Source organism: Porphyromonas gingivicanis JCM 15907 (genome assembly GCF_000614585.1).
GTDB classification, from domain to species: Bacteria; Bacteroidota; Bacteroidia; order Bacteroidales; family Porphyromonadaceae; genus Porphyromonas; species Porphyromonas gingivicanis.
This window is the reverse complement of sequence record NZ_BAKX01000003.1, coordinates 197,286-215,624: the sequence shown is the minus strand read 5'-3', so window position 1 is coordinate 215,624 and position 18,339 is coordinate 197,286. Positions and strand designations below refer to the sequence as shown.

Sequence of the window (18,339 nt, the reverse complement as noted above, 5' to 3'; positions counted from 1 at the left end):
AAAGAAAGCGCGAAGGAGGTCGTTCCCATTGGCATAAAGCAATAGAAGTAATAAGAAAATCAGCCCTATTCTATTGGCTTTGAGTATCGCCTTATCGCTCACTCGTCTGTGTGTAATGATCTCCCAAAGAGTAAACATTATGTACCCCCATCAAGCATCGGGATAGGGAGGAAGTTCATAAAGGCTAAAATAATTGACAATAAAGCTGTAATGCTCCAGAAGCTGTACCAGTCGAACATTTTAGGGAAGAGATTACCGATAGAAAGCAAACCGCCCATCTGTGAAGCTCCCTCTTTGGTAAAGACATACTTCATATCGCCCACATAATTTTTCAACGTGCGCAAAGCCTTGCGAATACCAGCAGGGACGGACTCTACAATAGAGTATTTAACCTTTTCTACGGGGTAAACGGCATTGATAGAAGAAAGTGAAACGCCTATATATCCTGCCGAATCGGGCTGTATCGATAGGTAAATCTCTTCATCGTTTCGAGCCACCACTATCTCCCGTTCCACCATAGGAGCATTTTTGAATAGTAACTGAGCATCTACAGCATCTTTGATTTCGGTGCTATCTACTCGGAGTAAACGATCGCCCTTAAGAAGACCGATCTTTTGGGCTGGCGAATGAGCAAGCACACTATCAATTACAAAAGGAATTTGTACACCCATCAAACCAGCCTTATCACTTATTACTCTCTGCATCATATCAGCAGGAATAGTGATAGTCAATTCTTCTCCATTGCGAAGTACTTTGACCTGTTGAGCAGTGATTACAGAACGATAAAACGCATCCGAAAAAACATCCAACCGCTTTCCATCTGCACTCAGAATAATATCGTTATCCTGAAAGCCGACTTTCTGTGCCGTAGGTGAGAAGCTCATTCCAGAGGAAACTTGGTCGCTCCATAGGCGATAGTCGCCCCAATGGAAAGAGATGCCCGTATAGAGTATTACAGCTAAAATAAGATTGAAGACGATACCTCCAATCATTATAATGAGGCGTTGCCATGCAGGTTTGGCTCGAAATTCATACGCCTGTGGATGCGTACTCTCATTATGCATAATAAAACGCTCATCTACCATCCCCGACATAGAGCAATACCCTCCGAGAGGCAACCAACCGATGCCATACACCGTGCCACTTCTGGAAGACTTATATCGTAGTAACGGTTTCCCCATATCGAAGAAGAGAAAAAAGCGTTCTACACGTACCCCAAAAAGACGTGCGGCAAGAAAATGTCCCAACTCATGCACGAAAACGAGCAATGTAAAAGAAAGCATCAACTGAAATGCTTTCATTAGAACCACCAATAGCATAGTATCTTAAATCTATTCTTTACCTAACAATTAAGGAGCGAAAGTATACTTTTTCTCTCAGTTAGTAAACATTGTAGGGCCTCTTTCAAACCTCTTTGCTTCCTTTTTCACTCCTATACAAGAGTTTCATTACAGGCTTCTCTTGCAACCTATAAGGGTTGGAAAGAAAAGGTATAATGCTTGCAAGCCAAACCCTCCGTGCTAACTCTCAAAACCCTCCGTGTAAATGTTTTACAGCTTTGCTCCCTGTGCAAGTCGCAAAAGTCATCTCAAAAACAAAAAGTCTTCCTAAACAAATTTTTACAATTTACCCATTTAGACAATGGGCGCGACTGTAGTTTCTATAAGTAATAGGTTACTTGAGCAAGCTTTCATAGTAACGTTTGCGCAGAGAATAGCCCAGCATACATAATCTGTAGCAATGCTTGATCTCTTTTATCCCTATCTGTTTTAGAGAGAGAGACATGTGAAGCAAAGATGCATCCCGCTCTTCCGAAGCAGGCAGGTGCTGTGCCTCGTAATGTACACGTACAAGTGTTTTTTCATACCAAAGGCGCAAAAGAGCACGCTCTCTGGACGAAATAGCATCATTCTCTCTCAAAAGATAGTGATAACGCTCCTCGTTGGCTATAAAGAAGTCCATCAAGTGCTTAGGAGTAGTAACCTTGGTTATACTCGCATTATGACGACGATAGTAATAGGTATACCCTCCTGTATGCACTACGCCATTCGCTCGCTCTATAAGGGAAAGCATTATCGAAAAGTCTTCGTACACTTGCCTACGGGAAAGGTTATTCCTTCGAAAAGTTTCTTGTCAAAAAGTTTATTACATAAATGGCTGGTAAGTTTACGATCCATCAATAAAGCTTTTAGAGCTTCCGATTTACTCCACGTGTAGCCCTTACGCACCTTAGCATAAAGACGTTTTTTTACACGCCCCTCCACAGTGCAATGCAAGAAACCTGTTACGGCTACTTCACAATTACTCTGTTCCACCCCCTCTAAAAGAGAGGAGAGATGATTGGAGGACAGGAAGTCATCGCTGTCTAAAAAGGTAATAAACTGCCCTTGCGCCAAAGACAGCCCTTGGTTGCGAACATAACTAATACCCTTATTTTCAGGCAGAGATAGTACTCTGAATCGTTCGTCTCTGCGCCCCCATTCGTTGCAAATGGAGAGCGAAAGTCCATCCGTCGAAGCATCGTCTATCAGAAGGGCTTCCCAATGAGTGTAGGTCTGCTCTATTATACTTTTAAGACAAGGCTCCAAAAAGGGTGCCGTATTAAAGACAGGAACTATAATAGTTATTAGAGGTTGCCCTACCTGTATGTTCATAGAAGTATCCATTCAAAAAATCTTTTCTTTATAGAGAAGAGTAGCATTTGCAAGGAGTAGGGATAAGAAGTACGTGGACGTAATCCGATAGAAATCATCATAGTAGAAAGCTCTTGGAGTACAGCCTCTCGCTCTACTCCAAGAGGCAAATGCTCCGCCTCATGCACCAATTGGTAAAAACGCTTCGTGGGCCAAAGGAGTAACATAGTTCGCTCTCTCTCAGAAAGGATGAGACTGTTTTCTATCTGATAGTAACGCTCCAAAAGAGCATACGAATAGTCCCTCAAATTACGCACCGAATTAGTGTTTACAATGCTATTGGGTGTCCAACGATAATTATAAGTTGCTCGCCCAGTGTGTACAATTCTTTCGGCTTGTGAAATGAGCGGAAGAAAGATCGTATAATCCTCAAAAACACGCCCCTCGGGGAAGCTAATAGAGGTAAACATCTCACGACGGAAAAGACAACGCCAAAGGTAAGTAGCCATTCCCCTCTTTTCCAAACATGTACGAATTATAATCTCTCGAGTTGTGAAGAGTTTGTTAGGAGCAAGTACTCCATTGGCTGAACGTGTACCCTTAGGTGTTTGATAAGGATAATAACCTGTAAAAGACATCGTTGCCCCCGAAGAGACCACCGCTTCGACAAGGCTTTGCAAATGATTAGGAAGCAATAAATCATCACTATCGAGAAAAGCTATCCACTCCGCTGTGGCATATTGCAAAGCTCGATTGCGAGCATAAGCAACGCCTCTATTCTGCTCCAAATGCCATACCCTAATACGTTTATCTTTTTGAGCCCAGCTATCACAAAGCTGGGGAGTCAACCCGTCATTAGAGGCATCCTCTATAACTAAGGCTTCCCAGTGTTGATAGGTCTGGTTTATCAGAGAGGCAAAGCAAGCATCAATATATGTTGCCGAATTGTAAGCTGGTATAATAACTTGGACTAAAGGTCTATGTGACTCCTTTATAGAGTCAGCTTTTGCAATGCTTGGGTCCATTCTTTTAGTATATGTTGAGGTGTGTATCGGATGGATTTCTCAAGAGCTTTTTGACTCATCGAGTGGCGCAAATGGGCATCAATCATCAGGGAGTCAAGAGCTTGGGCGAATGCTTCTATATCGTTATCAGGAACTAATATCCCCGTTTCTTGGGGAGTTATAATATCACTGGGGCCTCTCGGGCAGTCGAAACTTACAATCGGGAGAGCAGAAGCCATGGCCTCCAATAGCACAAGAGGGAAGCCTTCGTAGCGAGATGCCATGGCATAAATAGAAGCCTGTCGGTACTGTTCTGTCATATTCTTCGAATGAGGAAGCATCTCTACACGATCTTCTAATCCCAAACGTCGTATCTGCTCTTTCAAAAGGAATTCTTTCTTGCCCGACCCCACAATACGCAATTGCCAATCTGGATGCTTGCCCTCTACCAAAGACCACGCTTGTAGTAGTCGGTCAAACCCTTTCTGACCGACTAAACGACCCGCAGAAAGTACTCTTTTGGCACTTAAGTCAGTCGGTTGTAAGTTATCTATTGTAATGGGGTTAGCTATGGAAATCACCTTTTGGGTTTTATAGCACTGACGATAAGCCTCAGCATCGGCAGGGGTAAGGGTTATAATCCAACCTAAACGAGTAGCCCACCAACGAGAAAACGAATGCAATGGATGCGCCTGAATGGTCGTATTAAAGTGTTCCCACGTAGCAAACTTGAATCCTTTAGCAGAAAAATAGTGCGTTAGAGACCTATTACTCCCCACACCAATGATTAGATCCGGTTGAACTTCTTTATAATAATTTCTTATCCGCTTCGTTCGACTCCATCCTTTGTACTCCGATTGGTAAACCACATTGACCTTTTCAGAAAGGGGAAAGTAGGCTTCTCCTCTTTTCTGTAAGCAAAGAATATCCACTTTCCAACCCTCTTGTGCCAAAAGAGAAGCTATGTAACTGGTTACACGTTCAATACCACCCCCATCGTGCAACCCTCTTGTCACAAAAACAATCTTCTGCTGCATAACTATAAAGAGAACATTAGATTTCGACAGTTTGAAAACGAGAAGGCAATGCCACAACCAGAGCAGGAGTAGGCATCATAGGCTTATTCAGCGCATAGAAAGGGCGACACAGCGACTGCAACAAACGAGCTCTTTTGAAAATATGTTCGGCGCGTATAGGCTTACGATGCGTTACATAATAAATGGTACGTGCACGTCTTTTGAGGTGCGCATCCCATCCGCCTTCTATTCGAGCCGTATCGGCAAAACGTTTCTGTATGCGCTCCCAATCACAATAGCCCGTATGTAATAAGTAAAAATCTGGAAGTATATGGAAATTTGAACCCTTTACTCGGTGAAAACCAGACCCCCAACGTAGAGGCTGTGTTAGAATAGAAGCTTTGGTATAACGGGAAGAAAGAACAGCATAACCTCTCTGTTTGAGCAAAGAAAGAGAGGGATTTAAGTTAGGCTCTATACCCACTTTTTGTCCCAAGTCTAAACCTAATGCCGAAATAGTAGCATACGAACGATGCTGATATAGAAAATCTCGAAGTCTTTGCTTACGAGCTGGGTCTACGACAAGGAACTCATCGGCATCAGTTCCAATCACCATATCATACCCCTTACAGAGAAGTTCGTCCTTGAGAGTATTCAACAATCCAATACGATACTTATCGCCCTCTGCTCTCGCTAACTCTTTATGGGGAAAATGTTTAATATTAGCTTTCCCCATATTGGAAGGTAGGAGTTGATCTTCACCATCGAGATAAATATAGAGATGCTCCTCGCCTAACTCGCGACCATAATAAGCAATCCATCTCTCTAAAAAAAAGAGATCATTACGAGCCATGGTAATAGCGGCTATACGATAGGTATGCGAAGAGGGAATACTCACTACAAGGAGAAACTATAAGAATGAGTTTTAAGTAAACAAGATTAAGAGGTTACGAACCATTGCTCTATATTTTGGGCCTCTACATGCTTTACAAGAAGCTCCTTGAGCATATCCAGAGCTTCAGAAAGAAGTATCATATTTTCCTCCTTTTTAGGAAGATAACTATTGATAAAGACCAATGTCCGTTTTGTCGAAAGTGTGACTTTTGTATGCTCGGCATCGCTTGTAGGAGTGGCAAAAGGAGCATTTTCGTCTACGTAAAGGGGTAGGTTTTCTACATTAAGTGTACCTCGACCGATGCCTTCGAAATCATCCTCTGCCTTTCCTTGGCGCAGTAAAATATGTTGTCCAACCTTGTCTGCATCGAAAACTCCAATAGAAAAGCCTGTTTCTAAAGAAACTAAGTTACCTATATCTACTAACTGATTGATTGTATACAGACCTAAACCCTTCAGTATGCGTCGTCGTAATTGCTCTGCAGCTGGACGGTATCTATTCGGATCTTTCCCCAAACGTTTATACGCCTCTCGTGTAGAGGCTATGGTCTCCAAATCCTTTATCTTATCCACACCTCCAGAGAGAGCCACGATGCCTATGGTGCGATTCAATTCTCTCTGCAGACTCATATCAACAAGCTTATTGGTTATGTCTGCTTCCAAGACAGCTACTGTAAAGTCTGGCAATATTTCTGCAAAAGAAGTCTCTATACGAATCTCTCGTGCCATAGTATCACAAACCAATATCCTCTTGAATATCTTCGTCCCACTCTATTTCGAGAAGTTCGTCCTCATCATCTTCCTCTTCGGGAAGTTCCTTAGAGAAAAGAGTATCATCATCGTGTAAAGTCTCGACTGTCATTGTTTGACGTACCAACTCGGTATTATCATAAGGCATTTCTCTATTGAGTTCTTGCCAAAGAAGGTCTTTCAATTCTGTTATTCCCTTCTGGGCGACAGCAGAGATAAATATATGAGGTAAATCATCAGGAAGTTCCTCTTCAACGAGTTTAATCAACTCTTCATCCGCCAAATCTATCTTAGTAATAGCTAAAATCCTACGCTTATCCCCCAACCCTGGGTTATACTTCAAAAGCTCATTAAGCAAGACTTGATACTCTTTATAAATATGGTCTGTATCAATAGGAATCATAAAGAGAAGTATTGAGTTACGCTCTATATGACGTAAGAAGCGCAATCCTAACCCTCTACCCTCGGAAGCTCCCTCGATAATTCCAGGAATATCTGCCATCACAAAAGAGCGATTATCTCTATACCCTACGATGCCTAAGTTGGGAACTAATGTGGTGAATGGATAGTCTGCTATCTTTGGTTTGGCAGAGGTTATAGCACTTAGCAATGTAGACTTCCCGGCATTGGGAAGCCCCACCAGCCCAACATCCGCCAAAGTCTTAAGCTGTAGAATGATTTCTCTCTCTTGAGCAGGCTCTCCAGGCTGAGCAAAACGAGGTGCTTGGTTGGTAGCGGACTTAAAAAAAGTGTTACCCTTACCCCCACGACCTCCAGCCAAAAGGAGGCGTTTCTCTTCATGCTGAGTAACATCAAGAATAAACTCTCCCGTTTGGGCATCATACACAGAGGTTCCGATGGGTACTTCTATGATAACATCATCTCCCGATGTTCCCGTTTTTAACGCACCAGAACCAGCCTCTCCCGAAGGAGCGTAGATATGTCTATTAAAGCGCAAATGGAGCAAAGTCCAGTAGTTACGATTGGCTTTGATATAGATACTGCCTCCATTACCTCCATCGCCTCCGTCGGGGCCACCCTTGGGAATATATTTTTCTCTTCTAAAATGTGCCGAGCCTCGCCCTCCTTTTCCTGAACGGCAATAAATCTTCACATAGTCTACAAAATTCGTTTCGGCCATGGAGTTTTAATGTATTACGTTATAGAGTATCTACTACGTCGAACAAACGTGCCGTAACTTCTCCTACAGTACCTACTCCATCGATGGAGGTAGATAGATTTTGATTTTTGTAATAAGCTGCTATAGGAGCTGTTTGTGTGTGATAGACATTCAGACGATGCTGAATAGTCTCCAAATTATCATCTGCTCGCCCCTCCTGTTGCTTACGCAGTAACAAACGCTCCACCAGAAGATTATCGGGTACAACCAGCTCTAACAATTGAGAAACATGCTGTCCATTACGACTAAGTAAAGCATCTAAGGCTTCAGCTTGAGCTACCGTACGCGGAAAACCGTCAAAGATAAAACCTTTTACCGTTTTGTGATGCGCCACAATCTCTTCAATCATAGCTACAATTATCTCATCAGGCACAAGCTGCCCTTTATCCATCAAGGCTTTTGCCTGTTGCCCTAAGGCGGTTTCCTCCTGTATCTCCTTGCGAAGGATTTCGCCCGTTGAAATGTGCTTTAGTCCATAATGCTCCACAAGAGCAGTACTTTGTGTGCCTTTACCAGATCCTGGAGGACCAAAGAGTATTAAATTAATCATGACTCTCTTATCTTATATATGTCACGAAGCATACGGCCTCGCTCGTCAAAATCTAACCCATGCCCCACAATAAAGTCATTGGCAATCTCTATGCCCACATAGTCAGACTTCACAGCACACTTAAGAGCAGCAGGCTTTGAAAGCATTGTGGCTATGAAAACCTCGGTGGCACCTTGCTTGTAATACAAGTCCTTAACGCAACTCATGGTATAACCCGTATCTATGAGGTCTTCTAAAATTACCACTGTACGCCCCTGCAAAGGAGTTGTTACAGGCATTATCTCTTTCAGGTTGTAGGTTGACTGTGTACCCTGATAAGAAGAGTAACGGGCAAAAGCCACCTCACAATCTCCACCTATATAGCCCAACAATTCGGAGGCAAACATAAAAGCTCCATTCATAACACAAACATAAAGAGGGTCTTTGCCCTCCATATCTTTGGCAATCTTAGCTGCCATATCTCGTATGGCCTTGTCTATTTGCTCGTATGTCAGATATAACTCAAATACTTTTCCGTATAATTCTATCGTTTCCATAAGACTTGCTTCATTCGGCAAAGGTACTATTATTCCCACTAAAAAAAGAAATCCCTAATAAGAGGAAAATACTTTTCTCAAACAACTCTACTTCCAAGAGAAATATTGTTCATAAAGAAAGGAGAGAAACCTCAACTTCTTTTCTTCAAAGACTTAAAGGTAAGAAATACTCTGTGCAACTCTCTTTACACTAAAGAATTAGAAGACTAATTGCCATTACCAACATACCCGAAATCACCCCATAAATAGCTTGATGGTGCAAACCATATTCCTCTGCAGCAGGTAATAGTTCGTCCAGAGAAATATAAACCATAATACCAGCAATAGCCGCAAAAATAATACCATAAATGGTGTCATTTAAGTAGGGGGCTAATATAAGATAGCCGAAAAGTGCGCCCAAGGGCTCTGCCAATCCCGACAAAAAAGAGAGCCAAAAGGCCTTTTTACGATTGCCCGTAGCATAGAAAATAGGTACTGAAACCGATATTCCTTCGGGGATATTATGTATTGCAATAGCAAAAGCAATAGGTACAGCAATACGTATATCCTGCATCCCCGAAAGAAAAGTAACCATACCCTCTGGGAAGTTGTGTATTACTAAAATCAACGCCGTAAACAAACCTACACGTAAAAGTTTGCGCTCTTTATTTTTGCCCATACTCGTTGTTTGAGAAGGATGTGCGAGTTCTTCCACATCGTGCATCTCATGGGGGTTTTCCTTCTGTGGAATTAACTTATCGATTAAGGCAATAAGAAAAATACCTCCAAAGAAAGAAAGTGCCGTGTAAGTAGCTGCCAAACGAGGAGAATAGATGCGGCTAAACATAGCCAAAGACTCTGGGAACATCTCAACAAAAGAGACATATATCATTACTCCTGCAGAGAAACCCAGCGAAATACACAGAAAAGAAGTGTTTGTTCTCTTGGAAAAAAAGGCAATAATACTACCTATTCCTGTAGAAATTCCTGCAAAAAGGGTTAGTAAAAAGGCAAATAAAACTTGCTGGTCCATAGATCAAAATAAAGCTCTCTATATCCTATTTTTATCACAATCTGCCCTTTTGAGCAAAGGCGCAAAATAGTCTATGCGACGATCTCGGAAGAAAGGCCACCAGCGACGTACATGCTCCGTTCGTTTAAGGTCTACTTCAACACATGCCATAGCCTCATCTGTTCCCAACAAACAAAGCAACTCCCCCTGCTGTCCTGCAACAAAACTATTACCCCAGAACTGTATTCCATTAGTCCTACCCGAAGGATCGCTCTCATGCCCGACTCTATTTACGGAGATAACAGGTAAGTTATTGGCTACGGCATGACCACGTTGTACAATGCGCCAAGCCTCTAACTGTCTTTCCTGCTCTTTCAATGGGTCTGTACTCTCTGTTCCTATAGCTGTAGGATATATCAAGACATCGGCTCCTCGAAGAGCCATAATTCTTGCTGCCTCTGGATACCACTGATCCCAACACACTAAAACCCCCAAACGACCCACAGAAGTTTCGATAGGATTGAATCCTAAATCTCCAGGAGTAAAATAGTATTTTTCATAGTAGGCAGGATCATCGGGTATATGCATCTTTCTATAAAGACCAGCAATAGACCCATCTCTCTCCAAGACAACAGCTGTATTATGATACAACCCCGCCATTCGACGCTCAAAGAGAGAAAGAACCAACACAACACTATACTTTCGAGCTATCGCTCCAAAAAACTCTGTAGAGGGTCCTGGTATCTCTTCTGCTTGGTCAAAAATAGCCACATCTTCTTCCTGACAGAAATAAAGTCCATTATGTAACTCTTGTAACACAATAAGCTCTGCCCCTTTTTGGGCTAATTCCCCTATACGCTCTGCCAATCTATTCTTGTTATTTTCTCTATTAGAAGTATTGGCTTGCTGTATTATGCCGACTTTCATAGTTTCAAGCTAAAAATTTTGGATTCAAAAAACCTTTGGGGAACTGCATTGTAGCGCAATGCAAACTCCCATGCTGACGTATCAAATTATAACAATTTACCCCTACAATCTCTCGTTCAGGCAAAGCCCTCTGCAACACCGTTATAGCCTCTTCGTCTCGAGATGTTCCATAAATAGGTACAAGTAAAGCTCCGTTGACAAAGAGAAAATTAGCATACGTTGCAGGCATTGGGGCTCCCTCCTCATCATAAAACGACCCAGCATCAGGAAGGGGAACTAAACGAAAAGGAGTAACCCCATCAGATTGACGTAGTTCCTTTAACTCTCGTTCCATAGCTAACAGATAAGTATAATTGAACGACTCTGCATCGGTTGGTGCTACGTAAGCTATAGTCTGCTCGTCTATAAAACGAGCCAATGTATCAATATGTCCGTCGGTATCATCGCCCATAATAGCACCCTCGGAGAGCAAATATATAGAAGTCGAGTTCAATTCTCTGCATAAATCAAGCTCAATAGCTTCTTTTGACCACGTCGGGTTACGATTGCCCTCCATCAAACAAAATTCCGTAGAGAGCAAGCCTCCTTTTCCATTGGATTCTATGGCACCGCCCTCGAAAACAAAATCCTGCCTGTTGCTCCACTCGACATCGGGAGCAAAAAATCCCTGCTCATAGAGTTTACGACTTACCCAGTTGTCATAATTGGAAGCGAACTTCTGTCCCCAGCCATTAAACCTATAGTCTACAATCACTTTCCTACCTCGTTTGAGACAAGAAAGAGGAGCATAATCACGCGCCCAAGTATCGTTGGTCTCCATATGGAGAATGTGTAGATTGGGATGATTTTCAGGCAGAAGAGAAGCAATACCTATATCCTCGGGGGGTAATAGAACTACAAGTTTCTCATAGCGCAATATGGCTTGTGAGAGCTCAACATAAGTCTTCTCCACCTCGTCAAGCATCGAGTTCCAATCGCTATTCTTATGAGGCCAAGCAATCAGCACAGCATCTTGCTCTACCCACTCTGGGAGCAACCCATTCTCTATTGGCAACAAATGTTTCATTGCACGAAAGTACTCAATATTTCAAAAAAATATCTCTAACAAGAAAAAGGTATTTATCGACATTTCAAGCAATTCCTCTCCAATAGAGTATCTAAAAAGCCTTGAGCGTAGTATTCTGAATAGTCGGAAGAAAAGATCATAAAATAGACTTTTGAACTCCACACAATGCTCTCCATTTGTAACCTATAGAGGCAACATCTAAAACCATCTGTGCAAAACTCATAAACCATCTGTGCAAACATTCAAAAGGATTATACCTCACTCGATGTTACGTTTTTTCAATACCCATTCTATAAGGTAAAATTTTCAAGAGAGCTATTTTGGGAAATATCCATAACCTTTCTGTATTTTCTTTCTGAATTATATACCTTTTTATATACCTTTGTACATACGTTAATTATTCTACAACTCACAACAAATATTTTAAAGAAACCTATGAGAACATCTAAAAGACTTAGAAAGGTAGAGTATCTAACACTTCTGCTCTCTTTCGTTATGACCCTCCCTTCTTGTGTTTTAATGAATCAAGAAACAATCATCGGAGAGCGTAATATAGTAACCGTTAGGCATGAAAACGTGAAAGGAATCACAGATATAGAGGCAAGCTCTATAGTAGAGATAAAAGTAATTCAAAGTGATGTACAATTTGTTGAAATTTCTGCCAACGAAAACATTATGCCTTTTGTTCAGATGAAGCAAAAAGGACACAAGCTACTCCTCTTCATGGATGACAAATATCAATACAAAGAGGCGGAAATTTTAGTAAAAATATCAACCCCACGTATTGATGCAATAGAGCTCTCTGGAGCAGCCGAAGCTTCTTTTGTAGGAGAATGGAAAAGCGACAACCTTTCTATAAGAATGAGTGGGGCAACCGAACTCAAAGATTTGAAAGCTAATGCACTTGAGACTTTTATTTCTCTTTCAGGAGCAACAGAGTTTTCGGGTATTTTTGAAAGCAAAAGTACAACAGTTAGTATGTCAGGGGCTTCAGAAGCCAATGTACAGCTTTTGAATAATGACAAATGTTCTTTGCAATTATCGGGGGCTTCCAATTTAGAAATAGGAGGGAATAGCCAAAATCTTTCCCTAAACGCCTCTGGGAGCTCGGATATAGAGGCAAAAAAACTTTATGCGGAGAAAGCAAATATAGACTTGAGCGGGGCCTCCTCTTCAAAAGTATATGCTGGAAGACAAATATCCTATACCCTATCAGGGGCTTCTTCTCTCGACATTTATGGAGATGCAAACGTAGTGCATCAAAAAAGTTCGAGAACCTCTTCGGTAACAAGGCATAATTAATCAACCTTCACAGGTTTATAACATAAATAATTTGTAGGGCTTACAGATAGGGGGATAACAAATTCCCCATCTGTAAGTTTTTATTTTTCCTCTATAGCCTAGAGTTAAGCAATAATCACTATCTTCGTTACGTTAGTTGTGTGATATGATGAAAATGAACATAGCAAAACCTGTTCTACTGCTGTTTACTCTATGGAGATTTGTGGGAGTCTGGGGCATTTTGTTTCCTATTACGCTCTCTGCACAAAACACGAATGGTATAGAGAAATCTGTTCTCAGTGAGGGGAAGTGGGTGAAAATAACAATAGAAAATACTGGAATATATGCTCTTACGTACGATGAACTCAAAAAAATAGGTTTTTCAAACCCTGAAAAGGTGGGGGTATACGGCTACGGAGGCGCTCTCTTAAGTGAAAAATTAAAGGAAGCTCCTCCTGCCGATCTTCCTGCAGCTCCAGTATATCACTACAACAATGCTATCTACTTCTATGGAAGAGGTCCGATTCAGTGGTATTACGATACTGTAAGAAAATCTTACAGACATGTTACCAATCATTATAGCACCAAAGGTTATCTCTTCCTTAGTGATAATGCCTCTACTGGGGTCAAAACAATGCAGGAGGCTCAACTTTCAACTACAGGAACTCCAAAAGAGGCTAAGTATTACGATGCTCTATACCTTCATGAGCAAGAGCTACGAACTCTAAAACAATCGGGTAGACTGCTTTTTGGAGAGTCGTTCCTCAACGGTCAGCCTCGTCGTATATCTTTTGACTTGGGGAATTCGCCAAGAGTAGACAATACCCTAAATATAAACTATGCCTATACGGCTCTACCAAAGAAACAGTCTTCAGGCGAGTTGTCATTAGCTATAAACGGTAAGGTTTTTGAGAAAGATCCTATAAGCCTAAGCGAAGACTACTCCTACTCTACTTACCTTTCGGGGATTTATCACTTACGAAGCGGAGCTACAGCGCAAGTCGATGGGCGTCGATTCGATTTAGAAGTTACCTATTCGCCTGCTGGAGATCCAGCCTACTTAGATTATATCGAAGTGCAAAGTAGAAAATCTTTATCTTATCAGCAGGGAGAGCAAATGCACATCAGACGTTGGACAGAGGATAATGAAAGCCTACTTTTTAAGATAACAGAATTAGGTAATGAAGGATTGGTATTTGCAATTGATGAAAAAGGAGTAGCCTCCTTAGTTAAAACACAGAAAAACAACTCTTCACAAACCTTTACCTCCAACACACTCGGTTCAAACGGTTTGCCCTTAGAATTCATAGCCCTACGTCCGCAAGATGCCTTTAAACCTTCCCAAAATGAGTCTGTAAAAAATCAAAATATACGAGGAGTAGCCACACCTGCTCTCATTATCATTACCACTAAAGAGTTACGTTCAGAAGCAGAACGATTAGGGCTTTTTCACCGAGAGCATGACGCCATGCCCACTTTAGTCGTAACGCAAGAAGAGGTATTTAACGAATTCTCAAGTGGCACACCAGATGCAACAGCCTACCGATTAATTGCAAAACACTTCTACGATAAATGGCAGAGAGAGCATCAGGGAGAAACTTATTGTCCCATACAGCTTTTACTCTTTGGAGATGGAGCAGCAGATAACAGAAAGCTATCTGATGATTGGAAACAACCTGCATTTCTAAACACAGAGTTCTTACTTTCCTACCAAAGTGTCAACTCATTAAACATCTACAGCTATACCAATGATGATTATTTCGGTAAACTTCTGGAAGAAGAAGACCCAAAAACTAATGGACAAAAAGAGTTGAATATAGCATAGGACGTTTCCCCGTACGTACATTATCGGAGGCAAAAATAGCAGTAGACAAAACCATTGCCTATGCCGAAAACAGAGATTTAGGGATTTGGAAAACAAGAGCAACTTTTGTCGCAGACAATGCCGATTATCCAGGGGTGTATTCGCATCTAAATAATGCTGATGAATTGGCTAATTTGACCGAACGTCTACAACCCGAATTGATTATCAATAAGATTTATATGGATGCTCATGCAAAAAAAACCGAAAATGGGCTTACCACATTTCCTACAGCCAAAAGACAACTTCACGATGCTTTTGAAAAGGGTACACTTCTCGTCAATTATATCGGACACGGTAGTCCTACCGCTTGGGCAGACGAACAGTTGATGACCCTAAACGATATCCAACAATTCAAATACAAACACCTTCCTGTTTGGATAACAGCCACGTGTGACTTTTGTAACTTCGACAATACTCAAACCTCGGGAGGAGAAATAGCTTTTTTGAATGAAACGAGCGGAGCCATAGCTCTATTCACAACCACACGTGTCGTCTTAGATATAGACAACCAAAGACTAAATGAGCTTATGCTCAAAAGTCTTTTCGGGAACAATCACCAAGGCACTACACAAAAGTTAGGCAACATACTCCGTAACGCCAAAAACGAAAGGGGAGGGAATGATACTATCAACAAACTCAACTTTATGCTTATAGGAGATCCTGCCTTACATCTTAGAATGCCCACTCGAAGAGCGATTATATCTACTATTAATGATCACAATTTAGATTCAGGTAAAGAGATAGCCCTAAAAGCTCTTGAACAAGTAGTAATTAAAGGCTTTATACAAGACATAGAAGGCAGTGTAGATGGTAATTTTTCAGGACAATTGTACATAACAGTCTTTGATGGAGGAGAAGATAAACAAGTACATCCCTCTAACGTACCTCCCGATTCTGAAAAAACGATGAGCTACCGAGACTATTCGGGAGTTATTTACGCAGGCAATACATACATAAAAAACGGCTACTTTGAGTTTTCCTTTATTGTACCCAAAGATGTTTCTTACAGTAAATTAAAAGGGAAGATAAATCTCTACGCCTATGCCCCCGATTTGTCTCTGGAGGCTATGGGAGTAAATCGTTCTATCCGTGTAGTGGAAGGTGCGCCCCAACAAGAGATTACAGACACAACGCCACCTTTGATTGAGTATTGTTATCTCAATACTCCTTCATTAAAGGATAACTTTATTGTTGGCAGTACTCCTCTATTGGTAGCAAGGGTTTTCGACCTCAATGGTATTAACATAACAGGAGGCGGTGTAGGACACGATATTACCTTGGTTATAGATAATCGCTTCGACCTTTCTTACAATCTTAACAATTACTACACAGCTTCGGATACAGAGGCTGGAAAAGGAGAAATAATCTATATGCTACCCACTCTTGAAGAGGGCGATCATACGGCGACCCTAACTGTTTGGGATGTATTTAATAATGTAACTCGACACTCTTTCAAGTTTAGAGTGAATAAAGATTTACCTCCTACGGCCACCGAAGTCCGCCTCTACCCCACTCCAGCCAAACGAGGAGAACCAATGACATTTGAACTCCATACAGATAATCCGGGAGAGAGTATGCTAGCTACATAGAAGTATTTGACTTCACGGGAAAAAGAGTATCTATGAGTGAGTCTATACAAGTACAGGCAGGAGTAAACGCACCTATACAACTCTCGTGGATACCTACAACATCGTATGGGACTACCATTCCAGCAGGGCATTATCTCTATAGGTGGACCATAACAAGAGGAAATGGAAAAAGTGCGACCGCTCCTGGTAAAATGATTATTGTAGATTAAACAAGGATGAAGTACATACTCTTTTGATGAAAGGTATACATACACAAGAAGAATAACTCTTTTCTTAAACAAGCGGAAATAATTACTTTTGTACAACCAAGGTGGAGTATAACGAATACTCTACCTCCTAAAAACAGATCCAAGACAATGAGTAAAAGAATATTGAGAAATCTCCTTTTAGGGGCATTTCTATCGGCATCATTCATCTCTTTGTATGCCCAAGAAGAAACCACAGTGAGAACTTTCAATGCTGTTACAACTTCAGTCCCTTCTCTTCAAATATCTCCCAGTGCAAGAGCCGCTGGTATGGCGGATATGGGAGTCTCTACCACACCGGATGTAAACTCTCAGTACTACAACCCGGCTAAATATGCTTTTCTAAGTAGCAAAGCAGGAGTAACATTCTCTTACACTCCATGGTTGGCTAACTTAGTTAGAGACATTAAGTTGATGGAGCTGTCGGGTTACTATAAATTGGGGGCTGAGGGTAATCAAGCACTAAGTGCATCTCTCAGATATTTTTCTTTGGGAGCTATTCAGCAATTTGACGAATTGGCTCGCTCTCTCGGAGAAGCACACCCTAATGAATTTGCAGTAGACTTCGGCTACTCGTTACAAATAACCCCAGACTACTCTATGGCTGTCGCTCTTCGATATATACGCAGTGACCAAAACTTAGCAACGGGAGAGTCTAGTGCAGGTAATGCCTTTGCCGCAGATATTGCAGGCTATTTAACCAAATACTTTGTATTAGGAGACTCAGAACCCTTGTGGACTTTTGGGTTCAACATAAAAAATGTCGGAACTAAGATTTCTTATGGAGGTTCCAGTAACTCAATGTTTATCCCTACCAATATGTCTTTGGGTACAGGTATCCTTTATCCTTTTGACGACTACAATGCTTTCTCTCTCAATCTTGAAATGAACAAGTTGTTAGTTCCCACTCCTCCTCAAAAAGATCAGAAAGATCCTGAAGGCTCAGCCAAACGATGGGATGAGTATCAAAAGACATCATCCATTGGAGGTATCTTCAAATCTTTTGGAGATGCTCCAGGCGGGTTCAAGGAAGAATTAGAAGAGATTAGCTTAGGTGTGGGAGGAGAGTATAGCTATAACAATCGCTTCTTCCTACGTGCAGGATATCACTATCAAAGCCCTAACAAAGGGAACTTGCAGTACTTTACCTTAGGAGCAGGGTTCAAAATGAATGTCTTTAGTATAGACGCCTCTTATCTGCTCTCTACTGTACAAAGCAACCCTTTGGACCAAACATTGCGCTTTACTCTTTCGTTTGACATGGACGGTATCCGTAACCTTCTCCGATAAAGCTATGAAGATGCCTTTTTCTGTTGGAATAGGGTACGATGTACATCGTCTGTCTCCTAATATTCCTCTTAAAATATGCGGTGTAGAAATCGACTACGAGATGGGCTTAGAGGCTCATTCAGACGGAGATGTTGCACTGCATGCCTTATCGGATGCTCTTTTAGGAGCTGCTGCTTTAGGGGATATTGGGTATCATTTTCCTCCGAGTGACAACACATACAAGGGGATTGATAGTCGGATTTTACTTCAAAAGGTTGTAAATTTGCTTCACGAAAAGGGTTGGGGGATAGGCAATGTTGATATAGTTATCATAGCGCAAGCCCCCAAGATGGCACCCTACATCATAGAGATGAAAGAAGTACTTTCTCAACTCTTAGGCTCAGAAGTACAAGTTTCTGTAAAGGCTACTACTACCGAACACCTTGGTTTTACGGGAAGAAAAGAAGGAATTGCTTCTATGGCAACGGTACTTTTGTATCAAGATTCTGAATAGAAAAAAGAACGATAATAAAATAAAGCCGAC

Annotated in this window: 19 protein-coding genes; 6 read left to right on the top strand and 13 right to left on the bottom strand. The window is 41.5% G+C overall.

The genetic code is table 11. From position 1 onward, the window contains the following. Positions 1 to 137: 137 nt before the first annotated feature. The 13 genes from rseP to JCM15907_RS04610 all read right to left on the bottom strand — a co-directional run bounded on the left by rseP (position 138) and on the right by JCM15907_RS04610 (position 11,547). On the bottom strand, positions 138 to 1,319 hold the full coding sequence (rseP, locus tag JCM15907_RS10760; RefSeq protein WP_242396797.1) for an RIP metalloprotease RseP: 1,182 nt from the start codon (positions 1,317 to 1,319) through the stop codon (positions 138 to 140). 355 nt (positions 1,320 to 1,674) lie between these two features. Continuing rightward, positions 1,675 to 2,073, bottom strand: a complete 399-nt coding sequence (locus tag JCM15907_RS04670) for a hypothetical protein (RefSeq protein WP_025842908.1) — start codon at positions 2,071 to 2,073, stop codon at positions 1,675 to 1,677. Further along, positions 2,073 to 2,654, bottom strand: a complete 582-nt coding sequence (locus JCM15907_RS04665; protein WP_159099912.1) for a glycosyltransferase family 2 protein — start codon at positions 2,652 to 2,654, stop codon at positions 2,073 to 2,075. The genes JCM15907_RS04670 and JCM15907_RS04665 overlap by 1 nt, the downstream gene beginning before the upstream one ends. After that, positions 2,651 to 3,658 (bottom strand): glycosyltransferase family 2 protein, encoded by a 1,008-nt coding sequence (locus JCM15907_RS12210; RefSeq protein ID WP_025842906.1) that lies wholly within the window; start codon positions 3,656 to 3,658, stop codon positions 2,651 to 2,653. Before JCM15907_RS12210 ends, JCM15907_RS04665 begins: the two co-directional genes overlap by 4 nt. Then, positions 3,625 to 4,674, bottom strand: coding sequence for a glycosyltransferase family 4 protein (locus JCM15907_RS04655; RefSeq protein WP_025842905.1), 1,050 nt, complete (start codon positions 4,672 to 4,674; stop codon positions 3,625 to 3,627). The genes JCM15907_RS12210 and JCM15907_RS04655 overlap by 34 nt, the downstream gene beginning before the upstream one ends. Positions 4,675 to 4,690: 16 nt before the next feature. Then, positions 4,691 to 5,551 (bottom strand): glycosyltransferase family 2 protein, encoded by an 861-nt coding sequence (locus JCM15907_RS04650; protein WP_025842904.1) that lies wholly within the window; start codon positions 5,549 to 5,551, stop codon positions 4,691 to 4,693. Positions 5,552 to 5,592: 41 nt separating this feature from the next. Next, positions 5,593 to 6,276 carry a B3/B4 domain-containing protein gene (locus JCM15907_RS04645; protein ID WP_025842903.1) on the bottom strand — a complete coding sequence of 228 codons (684 nt, stop codon included), beginning with the start codon at positions 6,274 to 6,276 and terminating at the stop codon, positions 5,593 to 5,595. A gap of 4 nt (positions 6,277 to 6,280) precedes the next feature. Then, positions 6,281 to 7,438 (bottom strand): GTPase ObgE, encoded by a 1,158-nt coding sequence (gene obgE / locus JCM15907_RS04640; RefSeq protein WP_025842902.1) that lies wholly within the window; start codon positions 7,436 to 7,438, stop codon positions 6,281 to 6,283. Between the two features lie 19 nt (positions 7,439 to 7,457). Then, positions 7,458 to 8,027 (bottom strand): adenylate kinase, encoded by a 570-nt coding sequence (locus tag JCM15907_RS04635; protein ID WP_025842901.1) that lies wholly within the window; start codon positions 8,025 to 8,027, stop codon positions 7,458 to 7,460. After that, positions 8,024 to 8,563: a phosphoribosyltransferase gene (locus JCM15907_RS04630; RefSeq protein WP_025842900.1), complete on the bottom strand. Its 540-nt coding sequence runs from the start codon at positions 8,561 to 8,563 to the stop codon at positions 8,024 to 8,026. The genes JCM15907_RS04635 and JCM15907_RS04630 overlap by 4 nt, the downstream gene beginning before the upstream one ends. Before the next feature lie 190 nt (positions 8,564 to 8,753). After that, a complete protein-coding gene (gene zupT / locus JCM15907_RS04620; RefSeq protein WP_025842899.1) occupies positions 8,754 to 9,575 on the bottom strand; it encodes a zinc transporter ZupT in 822 nt (273 codons plus the stop codon). 18 nt (positions 9,576 to 9,593) lie between these two features. Then, positions 9,594 to 10,481: a carbon-nitrogen hydrolase gene (locus JCM15907_RS04615; protein WP_025842898.1), complete on the bottom strand. Its 888-nt coding sequence runs from the start codon at positions 10,479 to 10,481 to the stop codon at positions 9,594 to 9,596. A gap of 4 nt (positions 10,482 to 10,485) precedes the next feature. Continuing rightward, positions 10,486 to 11,547, bottom strand: a complete 1,062-nt coding sequence (locus JCM15907_RS04610) for an agmatine deiminase family protein (RefSeq protein WP_051522384.1) — start codon at positions 11,545 to 11,547, stop codon at positions 10,486 to 10,488. 435 nt (positions 11,548 to 11,982) lie between these two features. Here JCM15907_RS04610 and JCM15907_RS04605 point away from each other — a divergent pair, with 435 nt between their 5' ends. The 6 genes from JCM15907_RS04605 (at position 11,983) to ispF (ending at position 18,309) form a co-directional block, all read left to right on the top strand. Then, on the top strand, positions 11,983 to 12,849 hold the full coding sequence (locus tag JCM15907_RS04605; protein WP_025842896.1) for a GIN domain-containing protein: 867 nt from the start codon (positions 11,983 to 11,985) through the stop codon (positions 12,847 to 12,849). A 154-nt stretch (positions 12,850 to 13,003) separates the two neighbouring features. Then, positions 13,004 to 14,653, top strand: coding sequence for a C25 family cysteine peptidase (locus JCM15907_RS13650; protein WP_159099911.1), 1,650 nt, complete (start codon positions 13,004 to 13,006; stop codon positions 14,651 to 14,653). Continuing rightward, positions 14,650 to 16,281 carry a type IX secretion system sortase PorU gene (gene porU / locus JCM15907_RS12200; protein WP_081773794.1) on the top strand — a complete coding sequence of 544 codons (1,632 nt, stop codon included), beginning with the start codon at positions 14,650 to 14,652 and terminating at the stop codon, positions 16,279 to 16,281. Before JCM15907_RS13650 ends, porU begins: the two co-directional genes overlap by 4 nt. Positions 16,282 to 16,313: 32 nt before the next feature. Beyond that, the gene (locus JCM15907_RS12975; RefSeq protein ID WP_159099910.1) at positions 16,314 to 16,490 is read left to right on the top strand and encodes a hypothetical protein; all 177 of its coding nucleotides are present in this window, start codon (positions 16,314 to 16,316) and stop codon (positions 16,488 to 16,490) included. A 147-nt stretch (positions 16,491 to 16,637) separates the two neighbouring features. Further along, on the top strand, positions 16,638 to 17,816 hold the full coding sequence (porV, locus tag JCM15907_RS04595) for a type IX secretion system outer membrane channel protein PorV (RefSeq protein ID WP_025842895.1): 1,179 nt from the start codon (positions 16,638 to 16,640) through the stop codon (positions 17,814 to 17,816). A 4-nt stretch (positions 17,817 to 17,820) separates the two neighbouring features. After that, the gene (ispF, locus tag JCM15907_RS04590) at positions 17,821 to 18,309 is read left to right on the top strand and encodes a 2-C-methyl-D-erythritol 2,4-cyclodiphosphate synthase (protein WP_148297468.1); all 489 of its coding nucleotides are present in this window, start codon (positions 17,821 to 17,823) and stop codon (positions 18,307 to 18,309) included. Positions 18,310 to 18,339: the final 30 nt, after the last annotated feature.

Coding starts and splice junctions, on each gene's coding strand:
- JCM15907_RS04605 (WP_025842896.1), top strand. CDS start 11,983: ATGAGAACATCTAAAAGACTTAGAAAGGTAGAGTATCTAACACTTCTG.
- ispF (WP_148297468.1), top strand. CDS start 17,821: ATGAAGATGCCTTTTTCTGTTGGAATAGGGTACGATGTACATCGTCTG.
- JCM15907_RS12210 (WP_025842906.1), bottom strand. CDS start 3,658: ATGGACCCAAGCATTGCAAAAGCTGACTCTATAAAGGAGTCACATAGA.
- JCM15907_RS04610 (WP_051522384.1), bottom strand. CDS start 11,547: ATGAAACATTTGTTGCCAATAGAGAATGGGTTGCTCCCAGAGTGGGTA.
- JCM15907_RS04645 (WP_025842903.1), bottom strand. CDS start 6,276: ATGGCACGAGAGATTCGTATAGAGACTTCTTTTGCAGAAATATTGCCA.
- JCM15907_RS04665 (WP_159099912.1), bottom strand. CDS start 2,654: ATGAACATACAGGTAGGGCAACCTCTAATAACTATTATAGTTCCTGTC.
- JCM15907_RS13650 (WP_159099911.1), top strand. CDS start 13,004: ATGAACATAGCAAAACCTGTTCTACTGCTGTTTACTCTATGGAGATTT.
- rseP (WP_242396797.1), bottom strand. CDS start 1,319: ATGCTATTGGTGGTTCTAATGAAAGCATTTCAGTTGATGCTTTCTTTT.
- JCM15907_RS12975 (WP_159099910.1), top strand. CDS start 16,314: ATGAGTGAGTCTATACAAGTACAGGCAGGAGTAAACGCACCTATACAA.
- JCM15907_RS04615 (WP_025842898.1), bottom strand. CDS start 10,481: ATGAAAGTCGGCATAATACAGCAAGCCAATACTTCTAATAGAGAAAAT.
- JCM15907_RS04630 (WP_025842900.1), bottom strand. CDS start 8,563: ATGGAAACGATAGAATTATACGGAAAAGTATTTGAGTTATATCTGACA.
- porV (WP_025842895.1), top strand. CDS start 16,638: ATGAGTAAAAGAATATTGAGAAATCTCCTTTTAGGGGCATTTCTATCG.
- obgE (WP_025842902.1), bottom strand. CDS start 7,438: ATGGCCGAAACGAATTTTGTAGACTATGTGAAGATTTATTGCCGTTCA.
- zupT (WP_025842899.1), bottom strand. CDS start 9,575: ATGGACCAGCAAGTTTTATTTGCCTTTTTACTAACCCTTTTTGCAGGA.
- JCM15907_RS04670 (WP_025842908.1), bottom strand. CDS start 2,073: ATGCTTTCCCTTATAGAGCGAGCGAATGGCGTAGTGCATACAGGAGGG.
- JCM15907_RS04635 (WP_025842901.1), bottom strand. CDS start 8,027: ATGATTAATTTAATACTCTTTGGTCCTCCAGGATCTGGTAAAGGCACA.
- JCM15907_RS04655 (WP_025842905.1), bottom strand. CDS start 4,674: ATGCAGCAGAAGATTGTTTTTGTGACAAGAGGGTTGCACGATGGGGGT.